Annotated in this window: 16 protein-coding genes; 10 read left to right on the top strand and 6 right to left on the bottom strand. The window is 52.3% G+C overall.

Annotated elements, in window-relative coordinates; all coding sequences use genetic code 11:
* The first annotated feature begins 138 nt into the window (after positions 1-138).
* The 3 genes from IEY53_RS16680 (at position 139) to IEY53_RS16670 (ending at position 1346) form a co-directional block, all read left to right on the top strand.
* On the top strand, positions 139-465 hold the full coding sequence (locus IEY53_RS16680) for a YtrH family sporulation protein (RefSeq protein ID WP_189026876.1): 327 nt from the start codon (positions 139-141) through the stop codon (positions 463-465).
* Positions 466-469: 4 nt separating this feature from the next.
* Positions 470-973 carry a sporulation membrane protein YtrI gene (locus tag IEY53_RS16675; RefSeq protein WP_189026875.1) on the top strand — a complete coding sequence of 168 codons (504 nt, stop codon included), beginning with the start codon at positions 470-472 and terminating at the stop codon, positions 971-973.
* Positions 974-1043: 70 nt separating this feature from the next.
* On the top strand, positions 1044-1346 hold the full coding sequence (locus tag IEY53_RS16670; RefSeq protein WP_189026873.1) for a YtpI family protein: 303 nt from the start codon (positions 1044-1046) through the stop codon (positions 1344-1346).
* 235 nt (positions 1347-1581) lie between these two features.
* Here the strand turns inward: IEY53_RS16670 and IEY53_RS16665 are convergent, their stop codons facing one another.
* Together IEY53_RS16665 and IEY53_RS16660 are read right to left on the bottom strand one after the other, a co-directional pair.
* Positions 1582-2916, bottom strand: a complete 1335-nt coding sequence (locus IEY53_RS16665) for a DRTGG domain-containing protein (protein WP_189026871.1) — start codon at positions 2914-2916, stop codon at positions 1582-1584.
* A 264-nt stretch (positions 2917-3180) separates the two neighbouring features.
* Positions 3181-3465, bottom strand: a complete 285-nt coding sequence (locus tag IEY53_RS16660) for a hypothetical protein (RefSeq protein ID WP_189026869.1) — start codon at positions 3463-3465, stop codon at positions 3181-3183.
* A 201-nt stretch (positions 3466-3666) separates the two neighbouring features.
* On the opposite strand from IEY53_RS16660, the gene IEY53_RS16655 reads away from it, so the two are divergent.
* Positions 3667-4242, top strand: coding sequence for an LURP-one-related family protein (locus IEY53_RS16655; protein WP_189026867.1), 576 nt, complete (start codon positions 3667-3669; stop codon positions 4240-4242).
* A gap of 527 nt (positions 4243-4769) precedes the next feature.
* Here the strand turns inward: IEY53_RS16655 and IEY53_RS16650 are convergent.
* Positions 4770-5114: a YlbF/YmcA family competence regulator gene (locus IEY53_RS16650; protein ID WP_189026865.1), complete on the bottom strand. Its 345-nt coding sequence runs from the start codon at positions 5112-5114 to the stop codon at positions 4770-4772.
* 188 nt (positions 5115-5302) lie between these two features.
* On the opposite strand from IEY53_RS16650, the gene IEY53_RS16645 reads away from it, so the two are divergent.
* Genes IEY53_RS16645 through IEY53_RS16620 form a run of 6 tightly spaced genes read left to right on the top strand, consistent with a single transcriptional unit; the run spans position 5303 to position 11997 of the window.
* Positions 5303-6670: a YheC/YheD family endospore coat-associated protein gene (locus tag IEY53_RS16645; RefSeq protein WP_189026864.1), complete on the top strand. Its 1368-nt coding sequence runs from the start codon at positions 5303-5305 to the stop codon at positions 6668-6670.
* 10 nt (positions 6671-6680) lie between these two features.
* The gene (locus IEY53_RS16640) at positions 6681-7844 is read left to right on the top strand and encodes a YheC/YheD family endospore coat-associated protein (RefSeq protein ID WP_189026862.1); all 1164 of its coding nucleotides are present in this window, start codon (positions 6681-6683) and stop codon (positions 7842-7844) included.
* Between the two features lie 13 nt (positions 7845-7857).
* On the top strand, positions 7858-9231 hold the full coding sequence (locus tag IEY53_RS16635) for a YheC/YheD family endospore coat-associated protein (RefSeq protein WP_189026860.1): 1374 nt from the start codon (positions 7858-7860) through the stop codon (positions 9229-9231).
* On the top strand, positions 9228-10349 hold the full coding sequence (locus tag IEY53_RS16630) for a YheC/YheD family endospore coat-associated protein (protein ID WP_189026858.1): 1122 nt from the start codon (positions 9228-9230) through the stop codon (positions 10347-10349). Before IEY53_RS16635 ends, IEY53_RS16630 begins: the two co-directional genes overlap by 4 nt.
* Positions 10350-10357: 8 nt before the next feature.
* Positions 10358-10885 (top strand): GNAT family N-acetyltransferase, encoded by a 528-nt coding sequence (locus tag IEY53_RS16625; RefSeq protein WP_189026856.1) that lies wholly within the window; start codon positions 10358-10360, stop codon positions 10883-10885.
* Positions 10867-11997 carry a YheC/YheD family endospore coat-associated protein gene (locus IEY53_RS16620; protein WP_189026854.1) on the top strand — a complete coding sequence of 377 codons (1131 nt, stop codon included), beginning with the start codon at positions 10867-10869 and terminating at the stop codon, positions 11995-11997. The genes IEY53_RS16625 and IEY53_RS16620 overlap by 19 nt, the downstream gene beginning before the upstream one ends.
* A gap of 87 nt (positions 11998-12084) precedes the next feature.
* Here the strand turns inward: IEY53_RS16620 and IEY53_RS16615 are convergent, their stop codons facing one another.
* From IEY53_RS16615 to IEY53_RS16605, 3 genes are read right to left on the bottom strand one after another with little or no spacing between them, the layout of a single operon-like run.
* Positions 12085-13494 carry a HAMP domain-containing sensor histidine kinase gene (locus IEY53_RS16615; protein ID WP_189026853.1) on the bottom strand — a complete coding sequence of 470 codons (1410 nt, stop codon included), beginning with the start codon at positions 13492-13494 and terminating at the stop codon, positions 12085-12087.
* Positions 13491-14168: a response regulator transcription factor gene (locus tag IEY53_RS16610; RefSeq protein WP_189026851.1), complete on the bottom strand. Its 678-nt coding sequence runs from the start codon at positions 14166-14168 to the stop codon at positions 13491-13493. The genes IEY53_RS16615 and IEY53_RS16610 overlap by 4 nt, the downstream gene beginning before the upstream one ends.
* Positions 14169-14227: 59 nt before the next feature.
* Positions 14228-16177 carry a serine hydrolase domain-containing protein gene (locus tag IEY53_RS16605; protein WP_229696193.1) on the bottom strand — a complete coding sequence of 650 codons (1950 nt, stop codon included), beginning with the start codon at positions 16175-16177 and terminating at the stop codon, positions 14228-14230.
* Positions 16178-16337: the final 160 nt, after the last annotated feature.

Here is a 16337-nt window from a genome sequence, read left to right as displayed (position 1 = left end):
ACTTCCTTCCACTGTCACAAATCCAGCTATAAGATGTAACTATTTTATCATATTCGGAGGGTAACCGCCCATAGAATGGATTAAGAGCACAGGGACAGGCAGCGCCTCCCACAAGCCTCGCCCTTGAAAGGAGCCCCTATGAACATTTTTTTGAGCAAAGCCATCCTTGATTTCTTCATTGCCTGCGGGATTGTACTGGGCGGAGCCATGCTGGGCGGAATCGGTGCCGTTGTCTCCCTGCAGCCGCCCACCCAAACGATGCTGGAAGTTGCCGACCGGATCAAAATCTGGGCCCTCGCCGCAGCGGTCGGCGGCACCATTGATCCGATGCGGGTAATTGAGAGCAATATGCTCGGCGGCAATCTCTCTCCGGCCATCAAACAGATTCTCTACCTCGTGTTCGCATTTCTTGGAGCCCATATGGGCAGCGAACTGGTTAAATGGGTGTGCGGCAGGGGGCGCTAACGCCATGAGAGTCCCGCCATTTCAGCGCTTCCGTCATTTTTCGCAAATTTCCGCCATTTTTGTACTCGGGATGGTCGTTGGGGGCATTGTGTATAATGCCATTTTTCATCTCGGTTATAATGTGCTGTGGCTAAAGAACCAGGATCTGCGTGTACAGATTGAACAATACCAAAAGGATATTCTGACGCTCAAAAAATATAGCAATACCTCCACCGTCATCCGCGAGATCAAGATCCGGGCCGAAGAAGGCAAAGCCCGGGAAGGTACCGCAGTCCTCGATCAGGTCACAATTAAGGAAATTATCCGCCATATGCTCTCGGATCTGGAGCCCATGCGCGGCCGCAGCATGTTCGAGATTGATACCGACGGCAAGCTGGCCCGCCTGCTGCTGGACGGCAAAGTGTACCCGGTGCGGGACAAAGAGTATACCGTCCGCATCCGGACCATGCTTGTCATGGAGGGCGTGCTCCAAATCTGGGTGGAAATCAATCCTTATAGGCGCACCTGACAGCAATCATGCTACAATAAGGGACAGGGTAACAAACTCAAGCATGACATGTTAAAGGAGCTGCCTGTCCATGATCATCCTCATCAAGTATTTGCTGTTTGTCCTGCTGGTGGTCTTCGTCATTGGCGCCGCCGTATTCAGTTTATCCTCCCGCCGGGCCGCAGACCCCGCAGTCAAAGGCCGGAAACGTTCCGTTATGAACGTGATGCAGGGCGCCATGCTGGTGACCCTTGCCTTGATGTCCATGTTCCTGTTCCGCGGCTCTACGGTCAGTATCATTGTGGAAGCGCTGTTTCTGGTCATCGGTATCTTTAATATTTTCTCGGGACTGCGCAGCTACGGCTATTACAACCGTATCCGCAGCAAAGGCTAATTTCCGGGAACTGGAAACGGAGCCTATGCTGCCTTCTATTTAACGGGAACAAGTAGAAACGGCTACGCCGTCCTTATAAGGACGGTAACCGTTTCAGCGAGAAATAGAAGGATAATTTATAGCGCGAAGCATATAAATTCTTATATTTAAAAAAAAGCGAAGGGCTGACCCGTCCGGCCAAATTCATGGCTCTTGGGTCAGCCCTTATGTGTGCTTCCGGGATTCGCAGCATCCCCTAACCGTGGTCTATAGATTGCAGCATCAGCACGGCTTTGGCCACCAGAATGTCCATATGGCTGATTTCAATTTCCAGCTTGCAGGTGCGCCGGCTGATCTCCAGCAGCTTCGGCATCACGGTGATGGAATGTTCGATTTGGACCGGACGGATAAAATACGTCGACATGTTGTCCAGCACATAATCATTCCCCGTAAGGTCCTTGGCTGCCTTGAATGCGGACAACGTCATCAGCGTGGACAAGATACCTTCTGAAATGGTTCCGAGGTCGGTAGCCATTTGCGGTGTAATAAAGCCGTGAAAAAACAGATGCCCCTCTTCATCGCGCTCCTCTGCGAATCCGTTCCAGATCAGATGGTCAAACGTTTCCCCCAGCTGTGGCTGGTTGCGGACATCACGCAGGCTCTGGAGCACTTCCCTGCGGGTCAGAACGCCGACCAGCTTGCGGTTGCGGTCTACAATCGGCAGAAAGTCGATCCCTTCCCACATCATGATCTGGGCCGCCGAAGCGAGCGAGGTCTGCAGGGTTGCTGTAATGGGACTGCGGATCATCGCCTTCTCAATGCTCATTCCTTCTGCGGAGTCCTCCACGTCACGGCGTCCCACGATCCCAATCACACGGTTCCACTCATCCGTCACCGCAAAACGCTGTTCTCCGCTGTTCTTCGACAGCTCCCGCAATTCCTTGACGGTGCTGGAGATCTTCATCGTGTTCAGGCGCGGCTTATTATCGATTATATCTTCAACCAGCATAATCTTCTTCTTGATCAACCGGTCAAAAATCGCCCGGTTAATCATGGAAGCCACGGTAAAGGTGTCGTGCCGGGAAGAGATCACCGGCAGATCCAGCTCATCTGCCAGCGCCTTAACCTCACGGCTGGTGCCGAAGCCGCCTGTGACCAGCACACCTGCCCCCTGCTCAAGTGCAAGCGAATGCACATCGTCGCGGTTCCCTACAATCAGCAGACTGTCTGCATCGATATACCGGATCATCGCATCAACCTTCATCGCTCCGATCACATATTTGTGCAGATGTTTGTTCAGGCCGTTCGAACCGCCCAGCACGTGGCCTTCCACGATATCCACTACATCCCCAAATGTCAGCTGCTCGGAAATGTTGCGGGGTTTTTTTTCCACACGGACCGTACCGATCCGCTCCTTTGTAATAACGATACCCAGATTCTCCGCTTCCTTCACTGCCCGGTAGGCGGTACCTTCACTGACACCCATTTCCTTGGCCAGCTTGCGGACGGATATTTTGGTGCCTACCTTAAGACTTTCGATGTGCTGCAGCAGCTGCTCGTGTTTGGTAATTGCATCGCCTTGTCCTTCCAACTGTTACACCCCCATGCTCCGATCTGTACTAACCTGTACTCATTATACACGGAGAGAAAGCTTCAGTACAACCGTCCCGCACCGCTTTCCCACACAGCTGGATAAGGCCAGATGATTAAAAACAAAAAAGGATCCAACCAGAAAAATACGCACAGCAAAATGTACGTACTCTTCCAAATCAGATCCTGCCTTCTTCACCAGTAAGACGTCTTTACTTGGATATTTAATTATTTTGCCAAAATGCGACTTAATTCTACAGCGAATTTATGACTTTTGCGTAACCCGGCCTTCGTCGTACCATTTGCCTTCCCATTGTCTCAGCTTCTCCTTGCGGACCGCCTCCAGGCGTTTGGCCTTCTCCTCGTCCACCCCGATAATCACATGTAAATGTGCAGCAATAACCAGGAAGGCAAAAACACACCAGACAATACCGAACCCGAATACCCAGCTTGGCCCACTATCCAGCGACAGTTTCGGCAGAGCATACAGCAGCATAGCCAGTGCTACCAGCAGGTATACTCCGTGCTTGAACTTGTTTCTTTTTCTCATAGGGACAGCTCCTTCTTTATAAGATTATTCCTTGGCCCGACTCTATATTTCTACTCTATGAACAAGCCGCCCGGAATATGAGACAAGTCTTTAAAAAACTTTCCGGCAGATCATAAAAAATCATTTATCCGGCAGAATCAGCATAGCAAATAGAGTATATCTATGAGATGATAAAATTCAATTTAGGAGGCGATTTCTGAAGTGAACCAGGCATTTAATCACACTGAATATGTTATCCGCAAAAAGGTGCTTTCCGTGCTGGGGGCCAAGATTCATATCTATGACAACTCGGAGAATCTTGTTCTTTATTCCCAGATGAAAGCCTTCCGCCTGAAAGAAGATATTGCTCTTTACACGGATGAGAATATGCATAAAGAGCTGCTGCGAATCAAAGCCCGCAGTGTCATTGATTTTGGGGCGACCTATGATGTGCACGATTCGGAGACCGGTGAACATGTCGGCGCTCTGCGCCGCAAAGGACTGAAATCGATCCTCAAGGACGAATGGCTGATCCTTGACAGAAACGACGAAGAGATCGGCAGAATTACGGAAGACAGCACAGCCATGGCTCTCTTGCGGCGGTTCATCAACATTATTCCCCAGAAATATAGGGTTGAAATTGGTGGAAGCGCCATTGCCGGTTTCAATCAGAACTTCAATCCTTTGGTGACCAAGATCTTGGCTGATTTCACAGAAGATCCCAAACATCGGCTTGACCGCCGTCTGGGGCTGGCCGCAGGCGTTCTGCTCTGCGCCGTGGAAGGCAAACAGGACTAGAGGCTGAGCGGGGACGGTTGTTGGGCAGCAGCCAGCCCGGCCAGTCTTGTGGCATGTAGCCCGCGGCCTATAGCCTGCAGCCTATTTCTTGTGGCTGCCTTGTGGGGCTAAGCGATCCTGCATATTGCATACCGGATACCGGATACCGGATGATACCGGATACTGCATACCTCATACTGAATGCCGCATACCGCATACTGCTGCATATTGTGCAGCAGTATAGACTCACAAGAGCGCCTGGGACCCGCTCCGATGTAATTTGTACATCAGAAACAGCCGGGAACGCTCCTTATGGAGGGATTTGCCGGATTTTGATGTACGAAATACAGCACAATCCGGTTTAACAGCCCGCAGGGCTGTTTCTGCTGTATTTTTTGCATTAAAACGCCGCTGGCAGGCCTGTCGGTGGCCAGCCCGTTTCCCGCGATCTGAATGCACAACAAATAAGGGTGTTCCTGAAGCCTTGCGGCTATGGGAACACCCTTATTTGCGGAGAGCTTTGGCGCTGCCGCTCCCAAAGCGCCCGATTATTCTGCGTCGCCGTACAGCTCCGACAGACTTTCGGTAATGATCTTGTTCACATCTTCAATGACCACGCTGAGCCGGCGCTCGGCATCGAACAGACGGCGGATGCCCAAATTCAGGTTCAGCACCTCAAACAATTTCTCCATCTTCTCGATTTCCTCTTGCGGCGGCATATCTCCGCTCATCATCCGCTGCTGCAGCTCCATCTGGCTCCGCCGGAAATTATCCAGCATCTGCTTGCTCTCCGCATCGGCCTCTACCAGCTTCATCGCACTTCTGATGTCAATCACCTCACTGCTTTCTTTGATGGCTTTCGCCAATTCATGCGCTTTGTCATAAATGCTCATTATAATTCCTCCTAAAAGTTTTGCGGGGGCAGACTCCGCGATTTATGTGCTCAGTAAAACTTGCTTCACCAGGCTTTTTAACCCCTAGGTCAATCACCAAGGGTCAGATGTCTCCATATGATGAATGATATGTAACCCTTAGCTATCATTTTGCCGGCATCAAGCTGCCTACCGGAAGGAGATCCACGATGTCCCAATATAAGATCCCGGTCCAGACGGTCCACACGGGCATCCTGCAGGACAATACCGTCATGCTTGGCGAGAGGTCCATGAAGAAACTAAAGATCCCGGCACACAGCACAATCCAGCTGGCTTTCGGCTCTTTACGGCAGGAGGTCACCGTTATCCCGGTTCCCAAATCCGACAGTCTGCGCGTAAGCGAAGGACTGGCAAGTAGAACCGGCTGGAAAAGACGTCAATCGCTGGGTGCCTCCTACAGCTCCGGAAGCCGCACACTGCGGCTGGGTCCGCTCATCGGGGTGCTCGTCAGCCGGGACCATCCGGATAACCCCGACAGGTTGTTCGGCCAAATTACCCTGTTCTGCCGGGAATTGACCAATGCCTGCCGCGCACAGGGGGCCTGCGTATATTTCTTCACCCCGGAAGCTCTGGAGATGCGCAGCTCATCCATTCAGGGGTGGGTATACGACGAAGGCTGGCGGAAACAGAGTCTGCCGGTGGCCGATGTCATCAACAACAGGCTCACCTCGCGCAAGGCAGAGAACAAAACTAGCGTACAGCATTTTTTGGCGGAAGTAAAATCACGTTATGGAACCCATTTCTTCAATGAGAAGTTCCTCGACAAGACCGAAGTATTTGAAGCTTTAGCACAGGACGCTGCCCTGCAGCGTTATTTGCCGGAATCGCATGCCTTCAGCGGCTTTGCTGTATTAAAGAAAATGTGCAGCCATTATCCAAGCGTATTCCTGAAGCCGGTGCGCGGCAGCCTTGGCAAAGGCATTCTCCGTATCTCCCGGGAAGACGGAGGCGGCTACCGGCTTTTGTCCACGACACAGCTCGGTACGCGTAAGCAGAGCTTCCCCAGTCTGACGAAGCTGTTCCAGGCTGTTGCCCCCAAGATGAAGAGCACCCGTTACCAGATTCAGCAGGGCTTGCCCCTGATGGAGCTGGGGCGGCGGCCCGTAGATTTCCGGGCGCTCGTTCAGAAGAACGGCACCGGCAAGTGGGGCGTTACCTCTATCGTTGCCCGCACCGCAGGCAGCAATCACTTTGTGTCGAATCTGGCCCGGGGAGGCAGCCTCAGCACGGTTAAGGAAGCTGTCGGCAAAAGCAATCTCTCCCCCGGGGCCAAGGAAAGCGTGCAAATCCAGCTGCCCAAGGCGGCTCTGGCGATTGCCCGTGGTGTCGAGACCTATATCCCCGCCCACTTCGGGGAGCTTGGCATCGACATCGCGCTGGACCAATCCGGACGGATCTGGTTGCTGGAGGTGAATTCCAAACCGTCCAAGAACGACAACACTCCGCTTAATGATCAAAAAATAAGACCGTCCGTCAAGCAAATGGTTTTGTACTGCCGCTATTTGGCCGGTTTATAAGGAGGACATTATGAGAGATCTTGCAGCGGGTTGCCTCGGCATTATGACGGGTCAACGGAACGGGAATCCTCCGATAGCGGAACCTGCCTTCTGCATAGATTTATGCCGGGCGGCCCCGCTGTACAATCTGAAGGTCCTCGTCTTTCATCCGGAAGGGGTGGCGGCAGACGGTCAAAGCGTCAACGGCTTCACCTGGCAAGACGGAGAGTGGCAGCAACGGGTATCCCCGCCGCCCGACATTGTATATAACCGCTGTTTCTACCGGAGCTTTAAGGAACGGAAGGAAGCTGCGGCGGCATTATCCGCACTTTCCCGCAGCCTGCCCTGGTCACGCGGGTTACCCGATAAGTGGGGGGTCTATGAAATATTGAAACATGACCGCCGTGCTGCGGCACTGCTGCCTGAAACCAGGCTGTACACCGGCAGCCGGAATCTCAGTACCCTGCTTGCTGAAAGAGAATACGGACTTTTTCTAAAGCCCAAAGCCGGCACCCACGGCAAACGAACCTTGCATACCAAGCTGCTGGGCTCAGGCTCAGGCGGAGGAATCAGCGTTCGGGGCCGTGATCCGGGAAATGAATCTTTTCACTATGTATTTGCAGCAGAGGATAACGCCTTGAAGTGGATCCATGATTTCATCGGCTCACGCCGCTATATTATACAGCCTTATCTGCATCTGACCAGCAGTAAAGGGCAGCCGTTCGACGTACGTGTGCTGATGCAAAAGAACGGGCACGGCGCCTGGTCCCTCACCGGCATGGCCGTGAGGCTCGGAAACCGTGGTTCCTTGACCTCCAATCTGCACGGCGGAGGAACAGCGGCGGCACTCCTTCCCTTTCTGCTCGCCGAATATGGTCCGGCGGGCAGAGACATCATGGAGGAGCTTATAACAGAAGCCGAATATCTGCCGCCACTGCTGGAGAATGCCTGCGGAAGACTGGGAGAGCTTGGCCTGGATTTCGGAATTGATGCAGGCGGCCGGCTCTATCTGCTGGAGGCCAATTCCAAACCAGGCCGCACGGTATTCCAGCTCACCGGCGACAGGCGGGCAGCAAGGCTGGCAGCCGAGAACCCGCTGCGCTATGCACGCCATCTGCTGCTTGCGGGCGCCGGACGCAGGCTCAGCTCGCAGACCGCTAACGTCACTACGAAGAATGATATCAATGGTTCCTAAGGAGGATTCATAAATGGGTCTCACTTTTTGCAATGTGCATTTCACCAAGCAGCCCCAGAGAGTGGTGTATGTCTCGGGTTCGCTGATGAAAAGCCTCAAGCTTTCCGGAAAAAAGAATATCAGGCTGCGGCTCGGCAAAAACACGATCCCGGCCCTGATTAAGCCCATCAAACGGGCCGGGAAACATATGTTTCTCGCCTCGGGTGTCAAGAGCGCGATTAAAATCCCCAAATCAGGGGGCATTTACCTGCGCAATCTGCAAAATGACGAAGTTCAGCTCGGGCCGCTGGTCGGCATATTATCCGACGGGCCGTCTTCTTCCTCCAATCCTTTCGGCTCCCGTACCGGCTTTATCAAGCAGCTGCTGCGTGAGGGCAGCGGAAAATGTTATATTTTTGCCTTTATGCCCAGAGACATCGATTGGCAGCAGGAGCAGGTCTACGGGTATTTCCTGAGCGGAACCGGCAAATTTGAACGCAAGATGGTGCCCCTTCCCGACGTTGTCTACAACCGGCTGCCCAGCCGGAGAGCAGAGACCTCCGCGTTCATGAATCAGCTGCGGGAGAGGTTCATGCGCAAGAAGATTCCATATTTCAACTGGAGCTTCTTCAATAAATCGGATATCTACCGGCTGCTGGAGAATGATAGTGCCGCCAACCGGTATGTGCCCGAAACCCACAGCAATCCGGCCGCGGACAAAATTAAGGATATGCTGGACCGCCATCACTTCGTATATTACAAACCTTCCGCAGGCAGCTTGGGCCACGGCATTTACCGGCTGACTTATTTGCCGAAAAAGGGCTATTTTGCCCGTTACCGCAAGGGTGGAAAAAACGTACTGCTGCGTTTCACCACCTTTGAAAGCCTCATGCGCATGCTGCGGGGCCGTCACGGCCAGCATCTGCACAACTATGTGGTGCAGCAAGGCATCCGGCTGATTGAAATCGACGGCTGCCCCATTGATTTCCGCTTCCATATGCACAAGAATGGCAGCAATCAATGGGTCGTTGTCGGTATCGGCGCGAAAAAGGCCGGCCGCGGCAGTGTCACGACCCATCTTAAGAATGGCGGCGCCTTGCTCACGCCGCAGCAGGCGCTTGGACGTGTGTTCGGAGCCCGCGCGGATGAGGTGCTGCAGCGGGCCAAAGGAGCCGCAGTCAAGCTGGCCGAATCGCTGGAAATTCAGCACCGCCATCTGCTTGGCGAGATCGGGTTCGATCTTGGAATTGATCAGGATGAAGATATCTGGATGTTCGAGGCGAATGCCAAACCGGGACGCTCCATTTTCCGCCACCCTTCCCTGCGCGCTGAGGGCAAAGCTTCCATTGAGCACATTCTGGAACATTGTCTGTATCTCAGCAAATTCCGCAGGAGGGATGAGATGTGAACACCCGTACGCCGGATCACAATAAACCTGTCGTTGCCATCCTGACCACCAGTGACAAAGAACGGCAATTCGCCGGGAACCGCAATAATTTCCGGGATCTTATCCGTATGGGCAAAGAAATGGGCTACCTTGTGTATGTGGTGACGGTTCGGGATCTGAAGCTTGAAGACCGCACGGTGACGGGTTATGTTCCGTCACCCGGCGGCAAGCTCTGGTACAGCATCCCTTTGCCCCTGCCGCAAATAATCTATAACCGGATTCCGACCCGCGAGAAAGAAGAGCGGGAGCCGGTGATCCGCAAAATCGCCCAATGTCTGGAGCATCCGGAAATTCAGCTGTTCAATCCATTTTTCTTTAATAAATGGGACTTATTTGAATGGCTGAAGGGGTCGCGCGCCACCGCCAAACATGTTCCCAAAACCAGACGGCTGCGCAGCGCGAACACACTCATTGCCATGCTGAAACATCATGACAGCCTTTACCTCAAACCGGAGAGCGGCAAAGCCGGCAAAGGCATCATGCGGCTGAAATACCGCTCCGAGGCAAGCCTGCCTTACCGGCTGCAGATTCAAAGCGGCCGAAGAAATGTCACCTACAAGTCGGCCACAATGGACCGCCTTTGGGCACGCATCGTCAAGGAAAAGGGCAGCTCCCGTTACATCGTACAGCAGGCCATCGAGCTGGCAACCCACCGGGGACGTCCCTTTGACCTGCGGGTGCTGCTGCAGAAGAACGGCCGGGGAGGCTGGGGCATTACAGGTATCGGCGCAAGGCTGGCCGGGGCCCGCAGCATCACTACCCATGTGCCCCGCGGCGGAAGTATCGAGGAGCCGGACACCATGCTGGAAAGTACCTTCGGCAGCGAGCGTGCCGCCACCATTCTGAAGACCGTCCCCACCACCGCTTTGCTGATTGCCCGGCAAATTGAGCGTGCTTCGGAGACGAGGCTGGGTGAAATGTCGATGGACCTTGGCGTGGATGAAAATGGCAGCCTCTGGTTCTTTGAAGCCAACTCCCGGCCGATGAAATTCGATGAACCGGCCATCCGCAAGCTGTCGCTGGAGCGGATTTTTCAATACAGTCATTATCTGGCCCGCCAGAGCAAGCAGACCCCTTAAATTAGGAAGTGACAGACATGTTGATTTCTTCCCTCTATGATACGGATGCGGGACCGTGGAAGAACCGGATCGCCGGGCTGCTTTCATTCATGAGAGAACACGGCGACCGGCGGCTTACCCACCGCGGCTGCAAGGTGCTGGCCGGCTTGACGCCGAGTCAGCTTGCCCTGCCCGGCACCTCGCTGCTGGTTGCCACCGTACGCGGACAACAAGGCCGCCAGCTTGCGGGTGTCAGCTTCGTATCGGACTACGGCAAGACGGCTTGTCTTGTCGCTGTCCATCCTTTGTACCGGAACAGACGTACCGGCACTTCCCTGATGTCTGCCCAGCTGGAACGGCTGGGACGGCTGGAGTGTTGTGTCGCTGCCGACAATATACCCAGCCTGAAGATGTGCTTCAACGCCGGCCTTGCCGCCGTGTCGCTGACAATCGGCCCTACCGGCAAGGCCACCCTGCTGCTCCGGTCGCTGCCTGGCAGCGTTAGCCACCCCATCTCTCCACAAGAAGGTGAATCCCTGTGCCAGAGCCCGTTTTAGGCATTCTTGCGTTATATTTGAACGAAGCCAAGCAGCTCGAAGAAAAAAGCGTCTACCAGAAAATGATTGTGGAAGGCAGCCGGATTGGCCTGGATGTTTTCGTATTCACTCCAGCAGACGTAAATCCCGGCAAAGAGCTGATCCATGCCCTTGTCTATGATCCAAAAAGCGGGAAGTGGTCCCGCAAATGGCGAAAGTTCCCGAACATGATTTATGACCGCTGCCGGATTCAGCGCAGCGAACGTTTCCAGCAGCTGCTTCGCTTCCGTTCGCGCTACCATCATTTGACCTTCCTGAACCGGCCTCTGCGTAATAAATGGACGATTCATCAGACCTTCTCGCAAAAGAGCCGTTTCCGGCAGCACCTGCCGGAAACCATGCTGTATCAATCCACGGCGGATCTGCAGAAGCTGCTCAAACATAGCTCTGTAATCTATGTTAAGCCGATTAACGGCACGGGCGGGCGCGGCATTCTGAGAATAGAACGCCTGCAGAGCGCAAAACGCCGGTTCGACATTCAAGGCCGCCGCCAGGACCGCCGCATTATCGCGCCCAGGAAAGTAACCCTCCCCCGTCTGGAGAGCATTGTCCGCCAGTGGTGTCTTGGAGGGCAATACCTGGTGCAGCAGGGCATCCCGCTGCGGCTGTCAAGTGGACGTTTCCACGACTACCGCATGCTGGTACAGAAAAACGGCCAGGGGATCTGGGAGCTGACCGGCATGGCCGGAAGGGTGGGTGCGGCCAACAGTGTAACCTCCAATCTGCATGGAGGCGGCCGCGCCGTCCGTGCGGAGAAGCTGCTGAAAGAGTGGCTTGGCAGCGAAGACAAGGCGGAGAAGGCCATGAAGACCGCAGAGAAGCTGGGCCTCGAGGCTGCAGTTTTCCTGGAAGACAGCTTCGGCGCCTTATGCGAGCTTGCCCTGGATCTCGCCATTGACCGCGAAGGCAGAATTTACGTGCTGGAGGTCAACCCCAAGCCGGCCCGCGAAGTATTTGCCCGTTCCGGAGACATGGCAACTTATCGCAAATCTTTGCTGCGCCCGCTCGAATATGCGCTGTGGATGTATAAGAACAAGAACACGCCGAGTTCAGCGAAGACGGTTGAGGAGTAGAAGATGCTACGCGAACGACAAACAACCGCCCCTTCGCAGGTTTGCAGAAGGAGCGGTTGTTTTGTGAATTGAGTTTAAATAAGCTGCTTAGTTTCCTTGCGCTCGTTCTTCAGAGGGGTTATGGTTCTTTCGGCTGGGAGCAGACGGAGAGACGGGCAACCTGACGATAATCGTCGTTCCCTCTCCAACCGCACCGTCCACCTCAATGCTCCCCTGATGCAGGGAGACAATTTTTTTAACGATCGCAAGTCCAAGACCATTCCCATTGTTAGTTCCGTTCCGCGACTTGTCTATTTTATAAAATCTTTGGAATACGGCGTTGAACTCTTCCGGGGGAATCCCGATGCCATTATCGCTGATGGTGACGGATACTTCTGCTGCACTGCTGTCTAAACTGATGCGGATCTTCCCGCCTTCAGGCGTGAACTTAATGCTGTTGCTGAGCAGATTCATCCATACTTGCTTCAGCTGATCTTCATCCCCCTTAATATTGACAGCTTCCGGCAGCTCTAGATCGATCACGATGCTTTTGGCTGACCACTGCGGCTCAAAGGTCACAACGATTGTTCTAATCTGCTCGTCAAGATGGAAGGAGCCTGCTTTGAAGGGATGATGCTCGGAATCTAGGGAAGCGAGTTTCAGCAAATTATCACTTAGCCTCGACAGACGTTCACTCTCCGCAATGATGATATCAAGATAGTCCTTGCGTTCCTCTTCCACAATCAAATCATTGTTCTGCAGCGCCTTGGCAAAGCCGGAAATAGACGTAAGCGGTGTCTGGATTTCATGAGAGACGTTGGATACGAAATCCTGCCTCATCTGCTCCAACTGCTTCAGTTCACCTGCCATCTCCACATAGCTTTGAGTCAAATCCCCGATTTCGTCCACACGGTTCACTTTAAGATCTACCTCGAAATCACCCTTGGCTAGTCTTTTTGTTGCATTCGTCAAAGCTTTGATCGGCTCCACCAAATATCTGGCAGCAATAAGAATGCATACACTCCCCAGCAAAAGCACGAGTAAAAGCACAAAGAGCATCATCCGGTTGACGATATTTTCGTTCTCGGCAGAGTACTGCAAGAACATCGCACACCACTCCCCCTTTAACATAAAGGGCATTCCGATGAACGTATCCTTATCTTCCGTGGAGGAACGATAGATCTTTCCCTGCAACACTTGCCTGACAGCTTCGGAGGTGATGGTGACAGCAGGACTATCCATGAGCCCATAAAAAGTATGTTCCCCGGACTGTTTGTAAAGGTGGATAGGATGTGCCGATACCTTAACCATACTATTCAGGAACTCGTCCGTATCTTTAGGTTTGGCTTCATCATAGCGGTGAATGATCTCCTTGCCCACTGCGATCATTTCGTTCTGTCCCTTATAACTTATTTGTTGCTGAAAAACATATAAGCCAATGAAAAAGGAACAGATTAGACTAAAGATAATGATGCCGAGAAACGTGAGAATGACGCGTACATACAATGTCTTGATCATCGCTCAGGGATCAGCCGGTATCCAAGGCCGCGAGCCGTTTCGATTTGAAAGCGCTCGCCGTTGCCGCTGAATTTCTCCCTCAACCGACTTATATGCACATCTACAGTCCGGCCGTCTCCTTCATAATTTAATCCCCAGATTTGCAAGATCAACTGTTCTCTTGTGAAGATTTGCCCGGGGTGACTGGCTAACAGAAACATAAGCTCAAATTCTTTTAAAGGAATCGTGACAATTTCTTCACCACGCGTAACCTGAAAAGTGCGGCGGTTAAGCACCACATTGCCCAGTTGCACAGACTGGGAAGAAACAACCAGCGAGCGTTTAAGCAGCGCTTTTACTCGCATCACCAGTTCAAGCGGGTCAAAAGGTTTGGTCAGGTAATCGTCCGTACCGAGTTGAAACCCTTTCACTTTGTGTGCAGATTCCGCTTTGGCCGTCACCATGAGGAGGGGGAGGTTGGCATCAGAGCGCCTGATTTCCCTGCACAGATCCCAACCATCCAATCCTGGCATCATAATATCTAGAATGACGAGATCAACTTGCGAGTTCTCTATAATGGACAGCGCCTTGGTGCCGTCCCTGGCTTCTTTGAGGTCAAAACCCTCTTTGCGCAAAAACAGAGACATCAGCTTTCGGATGTTATCATCATCATCCGCGATAAGTATAGTAGCCACGATCATCCTCCTCTCTTAGGCTTATATCATATATAATTTATTCTTGGCAAGAAATGGCGTTATCCGAACTGCCAACCCAGCAGATTCCAATAGTAAAAAAATAGAGTCATCGCGACAGCCGAAAGCGTAACTAGCGTGTAATGCACACGTTTGAAAGCTGTCCAATACTTATTCTTCCAAACCAATATAGCCAAGACTAGCAAAGATAAGGCCAAGCCAACCAAAATGACTGGCATAACCAAACTGAGAGAAAGCAAAGGACTGATACCGCTGAGCTTCTGCATCGTGTCCATTGACATAATCACCATAAATGTCGTGACAAAAGACAGCAGCGCCCAACCAGCAGTTCCCGCAGATAGTCGGATGGCCCACTTTTCCGGAGGCGTCATCGCCTTGATCTTGCGTCTGGAGAAGATTAGTCCAAGCAATGCAGTGATGAAAATCAACCCCGAGACGCCAAGTACGATAAGCCAAAACTTATTCTGATCCAAGAGTGGCGTACGCTCCAGCGGCATATCCGGAGCCATGCCCAAGAGCATATGTGTAACCTTACCGGACTCATTCGTGCGGAAGACAATTTGTTCGGTACCTCCCTCGAGCTGGAACAGGTTCGGACCGGTTTCTCTGTACAGCTGTTGTTCACTACCACTTCCCAAGGATAGCTTATTATCCACAATCGCGACATTCAGTTGGGCAAAAAAGTTGAAAAACTTATCAATATCACTAATGTTTCGGCGTGTAAATTGATAGGAGCCGGCATATTTCTGAATAGATTCCGCAGAAACGGAGAACTCAGGCTGCTCCGTTTCAGGAGCGGGATAATACCGATTGAACAAGGATTGGACTAGACCTGCCGCGGATTCACCACCTTGACCGCCGTTGTAGGATAAGAAGATACCTACTTGCTTGGCAGGCGCAAGATATAATTCCGTATTAAACATTGGGTCGGAACCACCATGAGTAATCAGCGTTATACCGTTGATTCGTTTCTCTGCGAACCCAAGATCCACTCCCGGCAGACGTTTATCGAATTGGAACGCCGTTGAATGCATTAGTTCTGCGGTCTCGGGTTTCAGAATCTGCTGGTCACCATATTTCCCGTTCTGCAGATGGGCGATCATGAAGTATGCCATGTCTACTGCAGATACGGTACCCGAGCCGGCAGGACGAAAGCCGCCCTCGAATGTAGGGGTGCCAGGAATAAAGCTGCCGTTCTCGCTCTTGTACCCCACAACTTTGTAGGGCATGAAAGACTCCGGCAAAGGCTCCACTACAGTCGAATATTTCATGTCCAGCGGATCGAAAATATACTTTTTAATATAATCATTGTAAGGAACGCCGCTGACATCCTCCACAATCATACCCGCAAGAGTGGCTCCATAGTTAGAATAGGAACTCAACTCTCCGGGCGGTCTCACCCGTGCCAGCATATGCTTATTGAGTGTTTCCGAGATTGACCCCGGCAATTTGGCAGGATCTATGGCGATTTGATAACCGACTCCACCCTCTTCAAACCCTGCTGTATGTGTCATCAAATGACGCATCGTGATTGGCTCAGGATAAGTAGCAGGGATCTTCACTGATTTCAGGTAGGTGTTAATATCAGTGTCCAGATCAATCCTGCCCTGTTCAACCAGTTGCATCACCGCTGTCCAGGTGAACAGCTTTGTCGTTGAAGCGATTCGGAACATGCTGGTTGCAGGGTCAACCGGAGCCGCTTGTTCCAGATTGGAACTGCCATAACCCTTGGCCAAAATGATCTTGTCGCCTTTTACGATGGAGATGACCGCTCCCGGAATTTGTAAACGGTTCATATCTTCTTCCATGATTCCATCAACTAAGGCAGTCAGACCTGCGATATCATCAAGATTGGCAGGTGCTTCAATCTGAGATACCGATGGCCCGGTTTGACCCGTCTCAGCCGTAGCATGTTTCCCGGGGAATACAAGGCTCGTGCTTAACCCAATCACAGCTAATATTGTCAGACCAGCGATCAGCCCTTTTTTCATAATTATCCTCCGCATCATCTTTTATATTGAGGTTGGATGATCATCCCCTAACACTTATAGAGATTATCAGAGTATTGTGAATGGAACGTTAACAAGACTATAAACTATCAATGACAACCGTCACATTTTGGCCGCAGTACGGTAGGTTGTCCAACACGCA

Origin of the sequence: Paenibacillus albidus, from assembly GCF_014644435.1 — a bacterium.
In the GTDB taxonomy this organism is placed as follows: Bacteria; Bacillota; Bacilli; order Paenibacillales; family Paenibacillaceae; genus Paenibacillus_AQ; species Paenibacillus_AQ albidus.
The sequence above is the reverse complement of the archived record's forward strand: the minus strand, read 5'-3'. Positions and strand labels throughout refer to the sequence as shown.